The sequence below is a fragment of the Bradyrhizobium sp. CCBAU 51753 genome (assembly GCF_015291565.1).
GTDB classification, from domain to species: Bacteria; Pseudomonadota; Alphaproteobacteria; order Rhizobiales; family Xanthobacteraceae; genus Bradyrhizobium; species Bradyrhizobium ivorense.
Genome location: NZ_CP030037.1, coordinates 7,517,733 through 7,536,183 on the forward strand (window position 1 = coordinate 7,517,733; position 18,451 = coordinate 7,536,183).

Consider the following 18,451-nt stretch of genomic DNA (forward strand, 5'->3'; position numbering starts at 1 on the left):
GCTCAATGCGCGCCCTGCTGCTTCGCTCCCTCGATCGAATCGTTCGACAGCTTGTCGACGACGGCGATGCCGATGGCCGACAGGATGAAGACGCAGTGGATGATGGTCTGCCACATCACGCCGGTCTCGGTGTAGCTGCTCTTCCCGGACGCTAGCGCGCCGGCCTCGATGAAGGTGCGCAGCAGATGGATCGAGGAGATGCCGATAATCGCCATCGCCAGCTTGATCTTCAGCACGCTGGCATTGACGTGGCTGAGCCACTCCGGCTCGTCGGGATGGCCCTGCAGATTGAGCCGCGACACGAAGGTCTCGTAGCCGCCGACGATCACCATCACCAGCAAGTTCGAGATCATGACGACGTCGATCAGGCCGAGGACGGCCAGCATGATCTGCTGCTCGCTGAAATCGAAGGAATGGGCAAACAGGTGCCAGAGTTCCTTGAGGAACAGCACGACATAGACGCCCTGGGCAATGATCAGGCCGACATAGAGCGGCAATTGCAGCCAACGCGATCCGAAGATCAGCATGGGAACGGGACGCAGCGACCGGCCCTTCGCGTGGGCGGGCGCGTCTGACATGGCGGACATATTGGAGAGCTCGCGGAATTGGATTTGCGGAGCGCTCTATCTACGCAATCCCGCGCGCTTGCCAAGCGACAACTGGCCGCAGAACCTGCCGCGAAGCCGTCATGATCCTCAAGATGAAAAGTGGCGCGAGCTTGCTTTATCCATCCGTTATGGCCGGGCTTTGTTCCGGCCATCCACGTCTTTGTACCTACGAAGCAAAGACGCGGATGCCCGGCACAAGGCCGGGCATGACGATATTCAGCTCATCGCGTCAGCTTCTTGTACTTCACGCGGTGCGGGATGATGCTGTCCTGGCCGAGCCGGCGCATCTTGTCCTTTTCGTAATCCTGGAAATTGCCCTCGAACCATTCGACGTGGCTGTCGCCCTCGAAGGCCAGGATGTGGGTCGCGATGCGGTCGAGGAACCAGCGATCGTGGCTGATGATGACGGCGCAGCCGGCAAAGTCCTCCAGGGCCTCCTCCAGCGCGCGCAGCGTGTCGACGTCGAGGTCGTTGGTCGGTTCGTCGAGCAGCAGCACGTTGGCGCCCGACTTCAGCATCTTGGCCAGATGCACGCGGTTGCGCTCACCGCCAGACAGCGCGCCGACCTTCTTCTGCTGATCGGCGCCCTTGAAGTTGAACGCCGAGCAGTAGCCGCGCGAGTTGACTTCCTTCTTGCCGAGCAGGATCAGCTCGTTGCCGCCGGAGATCTCCTCCCACACGGTCTTGTTGCCTTCGAGCGCGTCGCGCGACTGGTCGACATAGCCGAGATGCACGGTCTCGCCGACCGTGATGGTGCCCTTGTCCGGCGTCTCCTGCTTGGTGATCATCCTGAACAGCGTGGTCTTGCCGGCGCCGTTGGCGCCGATCACGCCGACGATGCCGCCGGGCGGCAGCTTGAAGGTGAGATCGTCGATCAAGAGGCGATCGCCAAAGCCCTTGCTGAGTCCCTCGAAGTCGACGACGTTGGCGCCGAGCCGCTCGGCCACCGGAATGATGATCTGCGCGGCCTGGGTCTGCTTCTCGCTCGCCTTCTTGAGCAGCTCCTCATAACGCTGGTAGCGCGCCTTCGACTTGGCCTGGCGCGCCTTCGGCGAGGACGCCACCCATTCCTGCTCGCGGGCCAGCGTCTTCTGGTGCGCGACCTCCTCGCGGCCTTCCTGCTCCAGCCGCTTCTGCTTCTGCACCAGCCATGACGAGTAGTTGCCCTCGTAGGGAATGCCGCGGCCGCGGTCGAGCTCGAGGATCCAGCCGGTGACGTTGTCGAGGAAGTAGCGGTCGTGGGTCACGATCAGGATCGCGCCGGGATAGTTGCGCAGATGGCCTTCCAGCCACGACACCGACTCGGCGTCGAGATGGTTGGTCGGCTCGTCCAGCAGCAGCAGTTCCGGCTGGTCGAGCAGCAGGCGGCACAGCGCGACGCGACGGCGCTCACCACCCGACAGTTTTGTGACATCGGCGTCGTCGGGCGGACAGCGCAGCGCGTCCATCGCCTGGTCGACCTTGCTGTCGAGATCCCACAGGCCCTGGGCCTCGATCTCGTCCTGCAGCTTGGTCATCTCGTCGGCGGTCTCGTCCGAGTAGTTGACGGCAAGCTCATTGTAGCGGTCGAGGATCGCCTTCTGCTTGGCGACGCCGAGCATGACGTTGTCGCGGACGTTGAGCGCGGGATCGAGATGCGGTTCCTGCTCGAGATAGCCGACGCGGGCGCCATCGGCGACCCAGGCCTCGCCGGTATATTCCTTGTCGAGGCCGGCCATGATCTTGAGCAGCGTCGACTTGCCCGAGCCGTTGACGCCGAGCACGCCGATCTTGGCGTCCGGGTAGAAGCTCAAATGGATGTTATCGAGCACCTTGCGGGTCGGATAGCTCTTGGTCAGACCCTGCATGAAATAGATGAACTGGCGCGCCATCCGCTGTCCCTGAATTCGATCCGATTTGTGGAAATTTTGCTGCCGCCGATGTAACGGCCGGCCCCTGAAAGCGCAACCGCGCGGGCTCGGTTTTCCGGTCTTTCGCCGCCGGAGGTAACGGGTCCGATACCATGTGCGCGCCGGCCACCCCCGTGTGTGCCCGGGATCACGACAATTGAAACCATCTTTTAATAAATCAGGCCAAAACTCGTCTCGAACGCCGAAAACGGCGTTTTTCGCGGCAAAACCGCGACCGAAACAGCAGAGGCCGCGTCATGGCTACCATCACCTCGGCATCTCTCGCGCGCCCGGCCTCTAGAGGCCGGGCAACGCTGTTCGCTGAAATCCGCGCCTTCTGGCGTGCCTTCGCCGCCAAGGCCTTCAACCCGTATCGGCCGGAACTGCACTATATGCGCGGCCCGGGCCCGGCCTGCCGCGCCAAGCAGAGGACGTTGTCGCCGGCGGTGCAGTCGATGCTGTCAGACATCCGCACCGCGAAGGCGCAGAAGTCTCCCTCCGCATAACAGCCGTTCAGCCGCGGCCGCTTGCGCGCCTCTCGATTGCGCGCGACCATGACAGGCCTTCGACGGCTTGATCTCCGCCGTCCTCCTCGCCAATAACGGACCTGCCAATGACGCGGCTCAGCTGTGCAATCCTCGACGACTATTTCGACCTGGCGCTGTCGGTGGCCGACTGGCCCCGCATCAAGGATCGGGTCGACGTCACCGTGTTCGACAAGCCGTTCGCGAGCGAGGCTGATGCCGCCGCCAAGCTGAAGGATGTCGAGATCATCTGCGCGATGCGCGAGCGCACGCCGTTTCCGCGCACCCTGCTCGTACAGTTGCCGAAGCTGAAACTCCTGATCACCTCGGGCATGCGCAATGCCTCGATCGACGCCGAGGCGGCCAAGGAACGCAGCATCGTGTTTTGCGGTACCCAGTACAGCCGCGATCCCACCGCCGCGCTGGCGATGGGTCTGATCCTGGAACTGACCCGCGGCATCGGCCGCGAGAACGCACGGATGCACGCCGGCGAGCCCTGGCAGACCTTTGCCGGCACCGAGATCGAGGGCAAGACGCTCGGCATCATCGGCCTCGGCAAGCTCGGCAGCAAGGTCGCCGGCATGGCCAAGCCGTTCGGCATGAACGTGATCGCCTGGAGCCCCAACCTCACGCCCGAGAAATGCAAGGAGGCCGGCGTCGGCTACGCCAGCAAGGACGAGCTGTTCGCGATATCAGACATCGTCACCATCCATGTCGTGCTGAGCCCGCGCTCGCGCCGCCTGGTCAGCGCCGCCGACATCGCGCGGATGAAGCCGTCGGCCTATCTCGTCAACACCGCGCGCGGACCGATCGTCGACGAGGATGCGCTGTTCGCTGCGCTTCGTGACAGGAAGATCGCCGGCGCCGGCATCGACGTGTTCGCGGTCGAACCGCTGCCGACGGACCACCCGCTGCGCAAGCTCGACAACGTCGTGATCACGCCGCATCTCGGCTACGCCACGCGCGAGGGCCTGCAGACGCATTACCAGCAGATGGTCGAGTGCATCGACGCCTTCACCAAGGGTGCCGAGCCGCCGCGGCGGCTGGCCTGACCGTCGCGGGCGCTGGTCGACGCGACCGGGTCCGCGGGATGGTCAGGACTTCGGTATCCAGCGGAACGCGCGCCGCAGCTCGGCGCGGCCGTTCCACTTGTACCAGCGTCCATGCGCCAGGATGATCCGCTCCGGATTCCATGCGATCATGCGCGCGACCGCGTCCCGCAGCGCGGCCTTGTTCCGCGCAAACGTCGATCGAAGGTCGCTCGGCGTGCTGCCATCGGGATCGCGCACGCCGCCGAGCCTGGTCAGGAATCGCATCAGGGGCGAGCCGAGGCGATCGGCTTCGAAGTTCTCGATCAGGTCGGTCAGCACCAGCGTCCGCGATGGACGGTGGAAGAACACGATCTCGGTCATGTAGCTGCCGGCGACCGGAAGCGTCGCGATCCACGCGTCCCAGGGATAGCCTGTTTCGCGCTCCAGCAGTTCGCCGTCGAGCATGAGCGCATCGCCGGCCTGCTCCCTGATGCGGGGAGCGAGGAAGACGCGCGCATTGGGAAACGCGGCGTGCCACTGCGGTATCCACCAATAGTGCAGACGGTTCGGCCCGATGATCCAGCTCGGCACGCCCAGAGATGCGATCTCGGCTTTCAGCTCATCCACCAATGGCGTTGGCGAGTGAATGAACAGACGCCGATCCGGCAGGCGGATGATGGTGGCGCGGGTCGAAAATGGAATCTTGAACCAGCGCGGACCGAACCGGATCACCGGGCCGTCGACGATCCAGACATCGTCGGCAACCAGTTTTGGCGTATTCAGCGGCGGATAGATCAAGCGGGAGTCATGCATCGCGTTGCCTCATCGCGGCAACGTCGAGACCCGCAGCTTGTTGCAACAAAAAAGGCGCGCTGTTCGCGCGCCTTTTTCAAAAATCGATCGCCGTCGGGCCTAGCGGACCGTCACCGGCGGAGGCAGCGGCTGCACGCTGGTCGGCTGGGTGCCGGGCACCGGCCCAGCCTGCGCCTGAACCGGTGCAGGTGCGCCGGCCGCGGGGCCGCCGGAGGGCGGCGCTGCGGAGGCCGTCGCCGTTCCCGGGGCCTGTCCACCGGGCAGCACGACCACGCGGGTGCCGACCTTGGTGCGCTCGAACAGGTCGGAGACGTCTTCGTTCAGCATGCCGATGCAGCCCGACGAGACGAACTTGCCGATGGTCGACGGTTGGTTGGTGCCGTGAATACGGTACACGGTCGAGCCGAGATACATCGCGCGGGCGCCGAGCGGGTTGCCGGGTCCGCCGGCCATGAAGCGCGGCAGATAGGGCTGGCGCTCGATCATCTCGGTCGGCGGATGCCAATCCGGCCACTCGGCCTTGCGGGTGATCTTCTGCACGCCGGTCCAGGTGAAGCCGTCGCGGCCGACGCGGACGCCGTAACGGATCGCCCGGCCATTGCCGAGGACGTAGTAAAGGTAGGTGTTCGGCGTATCGACCACGATGGTGCCCGCGGGCTCCTTGGTGGCGAACGCGACTTCCTGGCGCCGCAAGTTCGGCGGCAGTTGCGCCTGGCCGTCTTCCGGTTGCTCATCCGGCGGCAGCGCCGCGATCTGCAACGGCCTGCCATTGGCGTCGACCGGAGGCTGCTGCGACGGCACCGCGCCGGTGACGTTGGTCCCGCCGACCGCTTCCGGCGGGCGGATGCCGCCACGATCGTCGCCGCCCGGGGTGGCGGAATAGACGACGCCGGCGGCCGGAACGCCGTTGGTGTCGCGATAGGCTTCCTGCTGCCCACCAGGCGCACGGTCGCCATAGATCACCGGCGGCGGGCCCATCGGGCGGCCATAGCGCGGATCATCGGGCGACATCACCGGGCCAGTCGGCGTGCGGTCGGAGTAGACCGGCGGCGCATTCATCGGACGGCCGTAGCGCGGATCGTCGGGCGACATCACGGGTCCCGCCGGCGCGCGATCGGAATAGGCGCGCGGGGCGTTCATCGGGCGGCCGTAGCGCGGGTCGTCCGGCGACATCACGGGACCGGGCGGCGGCAATGCGGCCGAATCGTGCGGCGCATCGTCGTCATCGTTGATCGCGTCGAAATCCGGCAGGCCGCCCGGCGGATAAGGCTGTGGCGCCGCCGAATAGGTGGTACCCCGGGGCGCCGGATAACCCTGCGCATGCGCGAACGAGGTTCCTGCCACGCCAAGCGCCGCGGCAGCGCAAATCGTCAGAATGCGATTGATCATCATTGCTCTTGTATAGTCCCCAAGCCACACCGGACTGTTAACGGGCAGATGACGGAAGATAGCGGCGCATTCAAGACAAATCCGCGAAATCCGGTCCAATACGGGCATTTTGTGATTGAACATCACGCTGCGGCAAAGATGTCTCACGGTCCGCGAAACGCTGTCCATGTGCCTGAAGTCATCAATCGTGCGCATTTTGTAACAAACAGTCCCCAAGCGTTGCGATATTCTCGAATCGGCCTGATTCGCGCTTCGCGTGCCGGCCTTCCTCGTGTGGTCACCGCGTACCCCTGACATCAAGACCCTCCCGCAGAAGGGGGAACCGCGCCCATGCTCCCCGGACTTCGTTTTCTGTTCGCCGCGATCGTACTGGCGACCTCGCTGCTGATATTCGGGCTGGGAGCCGCCGCGTTACTGCGTGCCGCGCATGAGGAATTCGCCAGCATCCCGGCCCGCCGGGCCCCGCCCGAGCCCCCGTTCGCCCAGCAGGTGGACACGCAGCCGGTGCTCGCCATGGTGCGCGTCGACCCGCCGCCGCCCGCCGAGAAGGTGACGGCCGATAGCCCGGCGCCGCAGAGTTTGCCTTCATCCGAGCCGCCTGCCGCTGCCGAGGCGCCGCCCCCGGCCGAGCCCGAGAAGCTCGCCGCCGTGACGACCGCCGATCCCGCTCCGGCGGCCGACCCGAAGCAGGAGCCGCAGGCGGTCGAGGCGCCGGCACCTGTTGAGGCAGCCGAAGCCCCCGCGCAGGCACCGGCCGTGGAGGCCTCGCCGGCCCCGCAGCCCGCGCCGCCCGTCACTGAGGCAGTCCCGTCTCCCGTCGAGGTCAAAGTCGCCGCGGTGGCCGAGCCGGCTCCGACGACGGCCATCGTGCCGGCCCCCGCTGCACCGACGCCGGTGACGGTTGCGCCCGAACCGCCGCCGCCCTCACCCGAAGCGATCGCGGCCGCGAAGACAATCGCAACGCTGGGGGGACCGGAAGTCGTCGTTGAGCCGGCGGCGGTGCCGAAGGTCGTGGAGAAGAAGTCGAAGGTCGAGGAGAAGAAGAAGTCGGAGCGCAGCGAGCCCAAGCGGACGGCACGCAAGAAGGAACGGCGCCGGGTCACCCGAGCGCGGCCGCCGCGGCAGGCGCTGGTTCAGCAGCAACTCGATCCGTTCGGCCAGCCGGTGCCGGCCACTACGCGGCGCTAAGCCGGCCCGGTCGCGATCGGCGGGCCGCTCGCCTGGCCCCATTCGGACCATGAGCCGTCATAGAGCGCGGTGTCGGTGATGCCGAGCCGGTATAGCGCGAGCGTCAGCACGCCGGCCGAGACGCCGGAGCCGCAGCTGGTCACGATCGGTGCATCGAGCTTGACGCCGGCGCCGGTGAATGCGGCGCGCAGATCGTCGAGCGGCTTCATCGCGCCGGTCGCGGCATCGAACAGCTGGTTGTAGGGCACGTTGCGGGCGCCCGGGATGTGGCCGGCGCGGATGCCCGGCCGCGGCTCCGGCGCGCGGCCCTCGAAGCGGTCGGCGGCGCGCGCGTCGATCACCTGCTCCTTGCGGCTTTCGACATTGGCGATCATCTGCTCGATGCTGCGCACGCGCTTCGCATCATAGCTCGCGCTGAAGCTCGCCGGCTTCGGCTTGACGTCGCCGCTCTCGACCGGCCGGCCCTCGGCGCGCCACTTCTTTAAGCCCCCGTTGAGGATGCGCACATTGCGGTGGCCATAGGACAGGAACATCCACCAGGCGCGCGGCGCCGCCACCCAGCCGCCGCCGTCATAGATCACGACGGTGTCGGCATTGCTGACGCCGAGCCCGCCGACGTCGCGGCCGAACTGCTCGGCGCTCGGAAACATGTGCGGCAGCGGATTGGCACGATCGGACACCGCATCGACATCGAAGAACACCGCGCCGGGCAAATGTGCGGCGAGATAGTCGTCCTTCGGCAGCGGCAGCACGCCCGGCAGCTTGAAAGTCGCGTCGAGCACCTTCACGTTGGCATCGTTGAGATGCGCGGCCAGCCATTCGGTGGAAACAAGCGGATCGTCGGCGGTGGTCATGGTGTTTCTTTCCCGTCATTCCGGGGCGATGCGGAGCATTGAACCCGGAATCTCGCAAGGCAATCTCTGGATTCCGGGTTCGAGCTTCGCGCGCCCCGGAATGACGATGGCGAGAACGGCAGCGCCCCTCACCCCTTCTTTTTCGACTCCCAGGCCTCGATCGGGCCACCGGCGTCGCGCCAGGCGGCAAAGCCGCCGCCCATATGCGCGACCGGCTTCAGGCCCATGTCCTTGGCGGTCTTGGCGGCGAGCGCCGAGCGGAGGCCGCCGGCGCAGTGGAAGATGAACTTCTTGTCCTGCTGGAAGATCGGCTTGGCATAGGGGCTGTTCGGATCGATCCAGAACTCCAGCATGCCGCGGGTGCAGGGGAACGCGCCGGGGATCCTGCCGTCGCGCTCGATCTCGCGGGGATCGCGGATATCGACGATCACGACGTCGTCCTTGCCGATCAGCGTGATCGCATCCTTCGCGCTGATGGTCTCGATCTCGGCATTGGCCTCGTCGATCATCGCCTTGATGCCGCGGTGGATGGTCTGGGGCATGGCGCTCTCCCTCGTTTTGTCTGTCATTCCGGGGCGCGAAGCGAACCCGGAATCTCGATCGAGTTTCATCAGCTCGAGGTTCCGGGTTCGCACTCCGTGCGCCCCGGAACGACGGAAACGGCTACCGCACCAGTTCCTTCATCGCATTCTCCAGACCCTCGATTGTGATCGGATACATGCGCTCGGAGAAGATGCGGCGGATGATGGTGGTGGATTCCGAATAGTCCCAGTGCTTCTGCGCCACCGGATTGAGCCACACCGCATGCGGATAGGTGCGGATGATGCGGTCGAGCCAGACCGAGCCGGCCTCCTCGTTGACATGCTCGACCGAGCCGCCGGGCACCATGATCTCGTAAGGCGACATCGAGGCGTCGCCGACGAACACCACCTTGTAGTCGTGCGGGTATTTGTGCAGCACGTCCCAAGTCGGCGTGCGATCGGTGAAGCGCCGCTTGTTCTGCTTCCAGACGCCCTCATAGAGGCAGTTGTGGAAGTAGAAATATTCCATGTGCTTGAATTCGGTCTTGGCGGCCGAGAACAATTCCTCGACCTGCTCAATATGCGAATCCATCGAGCCGCCGATATCGAAGAACACCAGCACCTTGACCGCGTTGCGCCGCTCGGGGCGCATGTGCACGTCGAGATAGCCGTGGTTGGCGGTCTCCTTGATCGTGGTGTCGAGATCGAGCTCGTCGGGCGCGCCGGTGCGGGCGAACTTGCGCAGGCGGCGCAGCGCGACCTTGATGTTGCGGATGCCGAGCTCGACATTGCCGTCGAGATCCTTGAACTCGCGCTTGTCCCACACCTTGACGGCGCGGTTGTTGCGGTTCTTCTCCTGGCCGATGCGGACGCCTTCGGGATTGTAGCCGTGGGCGCCGAACGGCGAGGTTCCGGCGGTGCCGATCCACTTGCTGCCGCCCTGGTGGCGGCCCTTCTGTTCCTCGAGGCGCTTCTTCAGGGTCTCCATGAGCTTGTCCCAGCCCATGGCCTCGATCTGCTTCTTCTCTTCCTCGGTGAGATATTTTTCCGCGAGCTTCTTCAGCCACTCCTCGGGGATCTCGGCCTTGTCCATGGCGTCGAGCAGGCTCTCGAGTCCCTTGAACACGGAGCCGAACACGCGGTCGAACTTGTCGAGATTGCGCTCGTCCTTCACCAGCGCGGTGCGCGACAGATAGTAGAAATTCTCGACCGACTGATCGGCGAGATCGGCGTCAAGCGCTTCCATCAACGTCAGATATTCCCGGAGCGTGACCGGGACCTGGGCGTCGCGCAGCGATGTGAAGAACTGCAGGAACATGGTTACTTAAATCGCCCGCCCCGCCGGTGCCGTCAAGGGCCCCTCCCCGGCGGGACCCGCGGATCAGCCATTCACCTTCACTTAACCACCCCGGCCAGCTTCGGTCCTGCCGGCCGAAACGTCACATTAAGATGGCGCGTTGATCACTGGAGGCGGCATGACACCAGTGGACACCAACTTGCCCTACAGCTCCGCCAAGCAGCCGAAATTGTTTTCGCCGCGGGCCATCGTGACCACGGTCGTCGTCGCGATGAGCGCTTGCGTGCTCGGACTGCTGGTCTGGAAGGCCATCGAGGGTCGCGCCGCGGCGCTGGCCCAGGGCGAGCGGGACATTCACAATCTCACCCATTCGCTCGCCGAACATGCCTCGCATTCGATCCAGGCCATCGACGTGGCCATGGGCGCCATGGTCGACCTGCTGAAATACCAGAAGCCCCGCGTCGACCGCTTCAATGCCGCGCTGCGCAAGACCGCGGACGCCCTGCCGCAGATCGGCGAGATCGGCGTGATCGGGCCGGACGGCGCCAGGGTCTACTCGTCTGCCGCGGAACTGCCGGCGCACAACAACGCCGATCGCAGCTATTTCATCGCGCACCGCGATTCCACCGATCCCGCATTGCATATCAGCGAGCCGCTGGAGTCGCGCCTGACCGGCCGGCCGACCATCGTGCTCTCGCGCCGCATCACCAAGGAGGACGGCAGCTTCGGCGGCATCCTGTTCGCCACCATCGAGAGCCGGTATTTCGACAATTTCTACCAGGCGTTCCGGTTCGGCCCGCATGCCGGGATCACCCTGCTGCGGCTCGACGGCATCGTGCTGGCGCATTGGCCGTCGGGCAAGTGGAACAAGGAGGTGTCGGCGGCTTTCAAGACCAGGATCGAGCAGGATCGAACCGGCTATACCAAGACCACCTCGCCGTTCGACGGGCGGATCAAATATCTCGGTTTCGAGCGGGCCTCGCAATATCCGATCGTGGTGACCGTTGCGCTGCCGGAGGCCGAGGTTCTTGCCGCGTGGCACGAGGATTTGCGCAATGACCTGCTCGTTGCTTTGGTGCTGATGGGAATCGTCGTCCTGTTTGCGGTCCTGCTGGCGCGCGAATTCGGCAAGCGAACCCGGGTCGGGCTGATGTTGCGCGAACGCGAGGCGCGCTATCGGCTGCTCGCCGATAACATCGCCGACGTCGTGATCCTGCTCGATCGCAACGGCCATTTTCTGTTCGTGTCGCAGTCGGTCGAGACCATTCTCGGCCGCAAGGCGGACGATCTGATCGGCAAGTCCTGCTTCGCGTTCGTGCATCCGGACAACCTCGCAGACGTCGCCAAGGCGACGTCGGAGCTGACCGACTGGACGATCACCAAGACGGTGGAATTCAGAACCCATCGCGCCGACGGATCGGAGGTCTGGGTCGAGATCAACTTCAAGCTTGCCGGCGCCGCGGACGATCACCGCGGCATCGAGGTGGTCGGCGTGCTGCGCGATGTGACCGAACGCCGCAAGATGGAGGACGAGCTCAACGCGCTGAACGTGCGGCTGGCCGCGCTCGCCACCACCGACGGCCTGACTGGGCTCGCCAATCGCAGAAGTTTCGACGTGGCGCTGCCGCGCGAGTTTCGCGACCGCGAGCACATCTCCCTGATCATGCTCGATATCGACCACTTCAAGGGCTTCAACGACAGCCTGGGCCATCAGGCCGGCGACGAATGTCTGCGGCGCGTCGCGAACGTGATCGCTGACGCCACCGACAAGACGACGGCGCTGGCGGCGCGCTACGGCGGCGAGGAATTCGCCATCATCCTGCCCAGCGTCGGCGAGCAGGACGCGCTCAAGGTGGCGGAAGCCATCCGTCTCATGGTGCGCGCGCTGGCGATCGCCAATCCCGCCGCGCGCCGCGGCGTGGTGTCGATCAGCGTGGGAATTGCCAGCCGCTCGGCCGCCACTGTCGACGAGAGCGAATTGCTCCGCCGGGCCGACCTCGCGCTCTACGAGGCGAAGCATTCCGGGCGCGACCGCACCGTGCTGGCGTCGTCGCTGTCGGGTGACAGTCATTCCGCAGGGCGGAAACAGTACGCCTGACATACTATGCGCACGGCGCTGTCCGGGCCCCGCTGCGCTGCGGAATCCGGCCTAGACCGCCCTGCTTTTTCATCTAGTATGACAGCTGACAAGACATTGGACAGGATCTGCGACCGCCGCGAGAGCGGTCGTTTCATGTCGGGCCCCGTGCGGCCGACGAACGAACCAAGGCAAACAGATAGATGAAATTCACGGGTACAAAGGATTACGTCGCCACCGATGATCTCAAGGTTGCCGTCAACGCCGCCATCGTGCTCGAGCGCCCGCTGCTGGTGAAGGGCGAGCCCGGCACCGGCAAGACCGTGCTGGCCGAGGAAGTCGCCAAGGCGATCGACGCGCCGCTGCTGACCTGGCACATCAAGTCGACCACCAAGGCGCAGCAGGGCCTCTACGAATACGATGCGGTGTCGCGGCTGCGCGACAGCCAGCTCGGCGATGCCCGCGTCTCCGACATCAGGAACTACATCAAGCGCGGCAAGCTGTGGGACGCCTTCACCGCCGAAAAGCGCCCGGTGCTGCTGATCGACGAGATCGACAAGGCCGACATCGAATTCCCGAACGACCTGCTGCTCGAGCTCGACCGCATGGAGTTCTACGTCTACGAGACCGGCGAGAACATCAAGGCGAAGCTGCGCCCGATCGTGATGATCACCTCGAACAACGAGAAGGAGCTGCCGGACGCCTTCCTGCGCCGCTGCTTCTTCCACTACATCAAGTTCCCCGACGCCGACACGATGGGCCGGATCGTCGACGTGCACTTCCCCAACATCAAGAAGCGGCTGGTCGAAGAGGCGCTGCGCATCTTCTTCGAGGTGCGCGAGGTGCCCGGCCTGAAGAAGAAGCCGTCGACCTCGGAGCTGCTCGACTGGCTCAAGCTGCTGCTCAACGAGGACATCACGCCGGAGATGCTGCGCGAGCGCGACCCGCGCAAGCTGATCCCGCCGCTGCACGGCGCGCTCTTGAAGAACGAGCAGGACGTGCACCTGTTCGAGCGGCTGGCGTTCCTCAGCCGCCGCGAAGTCTAGCTTCGATATCGGCGAGCGCCGGAGCGAAAGCTCCGGCGTTTTGCTTCTCAGCCTCAACCAACAAGAAGACCAGGGAAGATGAACGTCCAGACCCAGATCCGGGCCGCCGAGCCCGTTACATCCGAGCATTTCGACGTTTTGATTGCAGGCGCCGGCATCTCCGGCGTCGGCGCCGCCTACCATCTCACCACGCAATGTCCGGGCACCAGCTTCGTGGTGCTGGAGACGCAGAAGACGTTCGGTGGCACCTGGTCGACGCACCGCTATCCCGGCATCCGCTCCGACAGCGACCTGCACACCTTCGGCTACCGCTTCAAGCCGTGGACCAGCGCGCCGATCGCGAGCGCGGCCGAGATTTTGAAGTACATGGGCGAGGTGATCGAGGAGAACGATCTCGCCGGGCATATCCGCTACCGCCACACCATCACCGCCGCGGAATGGTCGAACGAGACCAATCTCTGGACCATCGATGCGACGCGCATCGACACCGGCGAGCACCTGCGCTTCACCGCGAATTTCTTCTGGATGTGCCAGGGCTACTACCGCCACGACGCCGGCTACACGCCCGAGTGGACCGACATGGCGAAGTTCAAGGGCACCATCGTGCATCCGCAGACCTGGCCCGACGATTTAGACTACAAGGGCAAGCGGGTGATCGTGATCGGCTCCGGCGCCACTGCCGCGACGCTGATCCCGGCGATGGCCAACGATGCCGGCCACGTCACCATGCTGCAGCGCTCGCCGACCTATTTCCGCACCGGCCGCAACGCCATCGAGATCGCCGAGGAGCTGCGCCGGCTGCAGGTCGACGAGGCCTGGATCCACGAGATCGTCCGCAGAAAAATCCTGTTCGAGCAGGATGCCTTCACCAAGCGGACCTTTGCCGAGCCCGAGGGCGCCAAGAAGGACCTGCTGGCGGCGGTCGAGGCCGTTCTCGGCAAGGATTTTGACATCGCCACCCATTTCACGCCGAGCTACCGGCCGTGGCGGCAGCGCATTGCCTTCGTCCCGGATGCCGACCTGTTCCACGCCATCAAGGGCGGCAAGGCCTCGGTCGTCACCGACGAGATCGAGCGCTTCACCGAGACCGGCATCCTGCTCAAGTCCGGCAAAGAGCTCGAGGCCGACATCATCATCACCGCGACCGGATTCCATCTCTCCGCCAATGGCGGCATCGAGTTTGCGATCGATGGCAAGCCGCTCGATTTCAAGGACACCGTGACCTATCGCGGCATGATGTTCACCGGCGTGCCGAACCTCGTCTGGGTGTTCGGCTATTTCCGCGCCAGCTGGACCTTGCGGGTCGACCTCGTCGCCGACTTCGTCTGCCGCATGCTCAAGCACATGAAGGTAACAGGCGCGAGCAAGGTGACGCCGGCGCTGCGGCCCGAGGACCACAACATGCCGCTGCTGCCGTGGATCGATCCGGAGAACTTCAATCCCGGCTACATGATGCGCGGCATGCACCTGCTGCCGAAGCGCGGCGACAAGCCGGAGTGGCAGCACAACCAGGACTACTGGGCCGAGAAGGACGAATTCCCGGCCATCGACCTCAAGGACAAGGCGTTCGTCTACGGGTAGCGCCCGCTGCTTATCCCGTCACCCTCTTGCCAATCCCGTCACCCCCGCGCAACGGCTTCGCCGTTGTCGCTGGAGGTGGCCGCTTCTTCAGCGGCCCTCGAAGGGTCGACGGCCACCGCCGGCGGCCGATTCATCCTTCGAGGCTCGCAAGAGCTCGCGCCTCAGGATGACGGTGACAGGTCGTGCGCGCTGATCGAAGGCCTCACGCATACTCCGGCAGCTTCGCCGCGGCCTCGGGCGTCTTGCCGCGGATCATGTCGGAGGCCTTGTCGGCGATCATCAGCGTGGACGCGTTGAGGTTGGCGGAGATCATTCGCGGCATGATCGAGGCATCGATCACGCGCAGGCCTTCCATGCCGTGAACCCGAAGCTGGTCGTCGACCACGGACCACGGTGCATCCGCCGGACCCATCCGGCAGGTGCAACCGGGATGGAAGGTGGTGGTGCCGCGCTCCGTCGCGGCGGCGAGCAGCTCGTCGTCGCTCTGCACCTTCGGGCCGGGAAAATCCTCGTAAGCGTAATACGGCTTGAGCGGCTCGGAGGCGAGCAGCCGGCGCGCCAGCTTCATGCCGGCGACCACGACGCGGCGGTCGAGTTCTTCGGCGAGATAATTGGTCTGGATGATCGGCGGCGCAAACGGATCGGCGGAGCGAATCCGGACATAGCCGCGGCTCTCCGGCCGCTGCTGCCATGACGCCACCGTCATGCCGGGCTCGTCCTCGAGCTGACCCTGCACGCCCTCCTTGTAGCTCGCCGGCGTGAAGGTGAGCTGCAGATCGGAGCTTTCGGTGGTCTCGCCGGAATGCCAGAAGCAGTACACCATGGTCGGCGATAGCGACAGCAGGCCGCGCCGCGTCGTCGCCCATTTCAGGGCCTCGACCCACAGGCTGAGACCGCGACGGAGCTCGTTGATGGTCCTGATGTTCTTGACCCGCGCCACCGAACGCGGCGCGTAGTGATCCTGCAGGCCCTCGCCGACGCCGGGCAGCGCGTGAACCACCTCGATGCCGTGGGTCTTCAACAGCTCGGGCGCGCCGACGCCGGAGAGCTGCAGCAGTTGCGGCGAGTTGTAGGCGCCGCCGGACAGGATGACTTCCTTGTTGGCGCGGATCTCCAAGGGATCGCCATACTTGCCGCCGCGATTGTAGCGCACGCCGACCGCGCGCTTGCCCTCGAAGATGATGCCGGTGACATGCGCATGGGTGCGCACGTCGACGTTCGGCCGCCGGTTGGCCGGATGCAGGAACGCTGTCGCGGCGCTGACCCGGCGGCCGTTCTGGATGGTGCGCTGGCAGTACGACACGCCCTCCTGGATCTGGCCGTTGTAGTCGGGGTTGCGCGGAATGCCGAGGCTGACCGCGCCGGCCATGAAGGCCTCGCAGAGCGGGTCCTGCCAGTCCATCGTGGTGACGGTGAGATTGCCGTCGCGGCCGCGATAGGTGTCGTCGCCCTCGCCGATCCGCTTCTCCATGCGCCGGAAGTACGGCAGCACGTCGGGATAGCCCCAGCCGCGATTGCCCATCTGCGCCCAGGTGTCGAAATCCTGGCGCTGGCCGCGGTTGTAGATGTGGCCGTTGATCGAGGACGAGCCGCCGAGCGTCTTGCCGCGCGGCGCGTAGATGCTGCGCCCGCCGGTGTAGGGACCGACCTCCTGCTGATAGGCCCAGTTCACGCTCTTCATGTGGAAGGTCTTGATGAAGCCGGCCGGCAGATGGATGTAGGGATGCCAGTCGCTCGGCCCCGCCTCCAGCACGCAGACGCGAGTCGTGCGGTCTTCACTCAAGCGGTTGGTCAGCACGCTCCCGGCGGAGCCTGCGCCGATGATCACATAATCGAAGGTTTCCATCGTTCCGTTTCTGGCGCCGACACCGTCAGCGCGGTTTATCGTTGAGCTGATAGGTGAGATGCGCCTTCACCGTCGGCCATTCGCTGGCAATGATGCTGTAAACCACGGTGTCGCGCAACGTGCCGTTGGGCGCGACCTGGTGACTGCGCAGGATGCCGTCCTGCTTGGCGCCGAGGCGCTCGATGCCGCGGCGGCTCTGGTGATTGAAGAAATGGGTGCGGAACTCAACCGCGATGCAATCGAGCTTCTCGAACGCGTGGGTCAGCAGCAACAGTTTGCACTGCGTATTGACCGCGCTGCGCTGCACACGCTTGGCGTACCAGGTCGACCCGATCTCGACACGGCGGTTCGGCGTGTCGACATTCATGTAGGTGGTCATGCCGGCGATCTTGCCGTCGGCATCGAACACCGTGAACGGCAGCATCGACCCGGCGGCCTGCAGGCCGAGCCGGCGGTCGATCTCTTTCGTCATGTTCTCCGGCTGCGGGATCGCCGTGTACCAGAGCTTTGACAGCTCGCCGTCCTTCACCGCCTCGGTCAGCCCGGCGAGGTGATCGTGCGACAGCGGTTCGAGCCGCGCATGTGCGCCGCGCAGGGTGACCGGTTCAAGCCAGGGCATTCTGTGTCCTCTATCTGTAATCCGGCGCGATCCTAGCCGTCATTGCGAGCGAAGCGAAGCAATCCATCTCTCCGCGCATGCGGAACGATGGATTGCTTCGTCGCTTCGCTCCTCGCAATGACGGTGGGCGCGATCATGTATTCAAAAAATTCAGCGGCAATCCGCCCCGCGGCCAGTCCATCGCGATCAGCTCGCCCTTGCCTGACAGCGTGATATAGGCGGTCTTCAGCTCGGGGCCGCCGAAGGCGATGTTGGTGGTGACGCGGTCGCCGGTCGGCACCTGCTCGACCAGCGTGCCGTCGGGCGCGATCACCGAGATGCAGCCCGAGACCAGCGTCGCGACGCAGACATTGCCGTTTGCTTCGACCGCGAGCGAGTCGAACATCTGGTAGCCGCCGAGGCCGGCGATCGGCTTGCCGCGCTCGCCGCGATAGATCACCTCGCGCGGCTTGATCGTGCCGGGCTCGGAAACTTCATAGGCCCACAGCCGTGCAGTCGGCGTCTCCGCGATGTAGACGGTCTTCTCGTCCGGCGACAGGCCGATGCCGTTGGCCGGCAGGATGCCGTGCACCGCCTCGACGATCTCGTTCATGCCGGGCTTGAGGTAATAGAACGCGCCGACATCCATGTCGCGGGCGCGGCGCTTGCCGAGGTCGGAGAACCACAGGCCGCCGTGCTTGTCGAACACCAGATCGTTCGGCCCGCGCAGGCCGTGCTCGCCGCACTTCGTCACCACGGTCTCGACTTTGCCGGATTGCAGATCGACACGCTGGATCGAGCCGCCGAGATAATCCTCCGGCTGCGGTCCCGGCATGATCATCTTGCCGGCCGGCATCCAGGAGAAGCCGCCATTGTTGCAAATGTAGATCTTGCCATCGGGACCAAGTGCCGCACCGTTCGGGCCGCCCGGCACTTTCGCGACGATCTCCTTGCGCCCGTCGGGATAGACCCGCGTCAGCCGCTGGCCGCGGATTTCCACCAGCACCACCGAACCGTCGGGCAGCACGACCGGCCCTTCGGGAAATTCCAGATCGGTGGCGAGAACTCGGATATTGGCCATGGCATCCTCCCGGCTCATTGGCTGCCGGCGGATTTTATGACGGTCCCGCGCGCGCAACGTTGTTGTTTCGGCCTGTTATGGCAAAGCCGATTTGTCTTGCCAAGCAAC

At 65.1% G+C, this 18,451-nt stretch carries 16 protein-coding genes; 6 read left to right on the forward strand and 10 right to left on the reverse strand.

Going from position 1 to position 18,451, the window contains the following annotated elements; all coding sequences use genetic code 11:
• Positions 1-2: 2 nt before the first annotated feature.
• Entirely contained in the window at positions 3-587 is a 585-nt protein-coding gene (locus tag XH93_RS34390) for a TIGR00645 family protein (protein WP_139864416.1), read from the reverse strand.
• Between the two features lie 242 nt (positions 588-829).
• Entirely contained in the window at positions 830-2,479 is a 1,650-nt protein-coding gene (gene ettA, locus XH93_RS34395; RefSeq protein WP_194470878.1) for an energy-dependent translational throttle protein EttA, read from the reverse strand.
• A 275-nt stretch (positions 2,480-2,754) separates the two neighbouring features.
• On the opposite strand from ettA, the gene XH93_RS34400 reads away from it, so the two are divergent.
• Positions 2,755-3,003 carry a hypothetical protein gene (locus XH93_RS34400; RefSeq protein WP_194470879.1) on the forward strand — a complete coding sequence of 83 codons (249 nt, stop codon included), beginning with the start codon at positions 2,755-2,757 and terminating at the stop codon, positions 3,001-3,003.
• Between the two features lie 107 nt (positions 3,004-3,110).
• Positions 3,111-4,073, forward strand: coding sequence for a D-2-hydroxyacid dehydrogenase family protein (locus tag XH93_RS34405; protein WP_194470880.1), 963 nt, complete (start codon positions 3,111-3,113; stop codon positions 4,071-4,073).
• A gap of 42 nt (positions 4,074-4,115) precedes the next feature.
• On the opposite strand, the gene XH93_RS34410 is transcribed toward XH93_RS34405, so the two are convergent.
• On the reverse strand, positions 4,116-4,865 hold the full coding sequence (locus tag XH93_RS34410; RefSeq protein WP_194470881.1) for a DUF4336 domain-containing protein: 750 nt from the start codon (positions 4,863-4,865) through the stop codon (positions 4,116-4,118).
• A 99-nt stretch (positions 4,866-4,964) separates the two neighbouring features.
• A complete protein-coding gene (locus tag XH93_RS34415) occupies positions 4,965-6,257 on the reverse strand; it encodes a L,D-transpeptidase (protein ID WP_194470882.1) in 1,293 nt (430 codons plus the stop codon).
• A gap of 327 nt (positions 6,258-6,584) precedes the next feature.
• On the opposite strand from XH93_RS34415, the gene XH93_RS34420 reads away from it, so the two are divergent.
• Positions 6,585-7,442: a hypothetical protein gene (locus XH93_RS34420; RefSeq protein ID WP_194470883.1), complete on the forward strand. Its 858-nt coding sequence runs from the start codon at positions 6,585-6,587 to the stop codon at positions 7,440-7,442.
• On the opposite strand, the gene sseA is transcribed toward XH93_RS34420, so the two are convergent.
• From sseA to XH93_RS34435, 3 genes are all read right to left on the reverse strand, one after another.
• Positions 7,439-8,296: a 3-mercaptopyruvate sulfurtransferase gene (sseA, locus tag XH93_RS34425; protein ID WP_194470884.1), complete on the reverse strand. Its 858-nt coding sequence runs from the start codon at positions 8,294-8,296 to the stop codon at positions 7,439-7,441. The genes XH93_RS34420 and sseA overlap by 4 nt on opposite strands.
• 128 nt (positions 8,297-8,424) lie before the next feature.
• Positions 8,425-8,838: a rhodanese-like domain-containing protein gene (locus tag XH93_RS34430; RefSeq protein WP_194470885.1), complete on the reverse strand. Its 414-nt coding sequence runs from the start codon at positions 8,836-8,838 to the stop codon at positions 8,425-8,427.
• Positions 8,839-8,959: 121 nt separating this feature from the next.
• Positions 8,960-10,135 (reverse strand): VWA domain-containing protein, encoded by a 1,176-nt coding sequence (locus XH93_RS34435; protein ID WP_139864422.1) that lies wholly within the window; start codon positions 10,133-10,135, stop codon positions 8,960-8,962.
• Between the two features lie 157 nt (positions 10,136-10,292).
• Here XH93_RS34435 and XH93_RS34440 point away from each other — a divergent pair, with 157 nt between their 5' ends.
• From XH93_RS34440 to XH93_RS34450, 3 genes are all read left to right on the forward strand, one after another.
• The gene (locus tag XH93_RS34440) at positions 10,293-12,212 is read left to right on the forward strand and encodes a diguanylate cyclase (RefSeq protein ID WP_194470886.1); all 1,920 of its coding nucleotides are present in this window, start codon (positions 10,293-10,295) and stop codon (positions 12,210-12,212) included.
• A 182-nt stretch (positions 12,213-12,394) separates the two neighbouring features.
• The gene (locus tag XH93_RS34445; protein ID WP_194470887.1) at positions 12,395-13,237 is read left to right on the forward strand and encodes a MoxR family ATPase; all 843 of its coding nucleotides are present in this window, start codon (positions 12,395-12,397) and stop codon (positions 13,235-13,237) included.
• A 78-nt stretch (positions 13,238-13,315) separates the two neighbouring features.
• Positions 13,316-14,818, forward strand: a complete 1,503-nt coding sequence (locus XH93_RS34450; RefSeq protein ID WP_194470888.1) for an NAD(P)/FAD-dependent oxidoreductase — start codon at positions 13,316-13,318, stop codon at positions 14,816-14,818.
• Between the two features lie 202 nt (positions 14,819-15,020).
• Here the strand turns inward: XH93_RS34450 and XH93_RS34455 are convergent, their stop codons facing one another.
• The 3 genes from XH93_RS34455 to XH93_RS34465 all read right to left on the reverse strand — a co-directional run bounded on the left by XH93_RS34455 (position 15,021) and on the right by XH93_RS34465 (position 18,343).
• Complete coding sequence (locus tag XH93_RS34455) at positions 15,021-16,664, reverse strand: GMC family oxidoreductase (RefSeq protein ID WP_194470889.1); 1,644 nt, start codon at positions 16,662-16,664, stop codon at positions 15,021-15,023.
• A 25-nt stretch (positions 16,665-16,689) separates the two neighbouring features.
• Positions 16,690-17,283 carry a GNAT family N-acetyltransferase gene (locus XH93_RS34460; RefSeq protein WP_139486024.1) on the reverse strand — a complete coding sequence of 198 codons (594 nt, stop codon included), beginning with the start codon at positions 17,281-17,283 and terminating at the stop codon, positions 16,690-16,692.
• A gap of 133 nt (positions 17,284-17,416) precedes the next feature.
• On the reverse strand, positions 17,417-18,343 hold the full coding sequence (locus XH93_RS34465; protein ID WP_194470890.1) for an SMP-30/gluconolactonase/LRE family protein: 927 nt from the start codon (positions 18,341-18,343) through the stop codon (positions 17,417-17,419).
• Positions 18,344-18,451 lie beyond the last annotated feature (108 nt).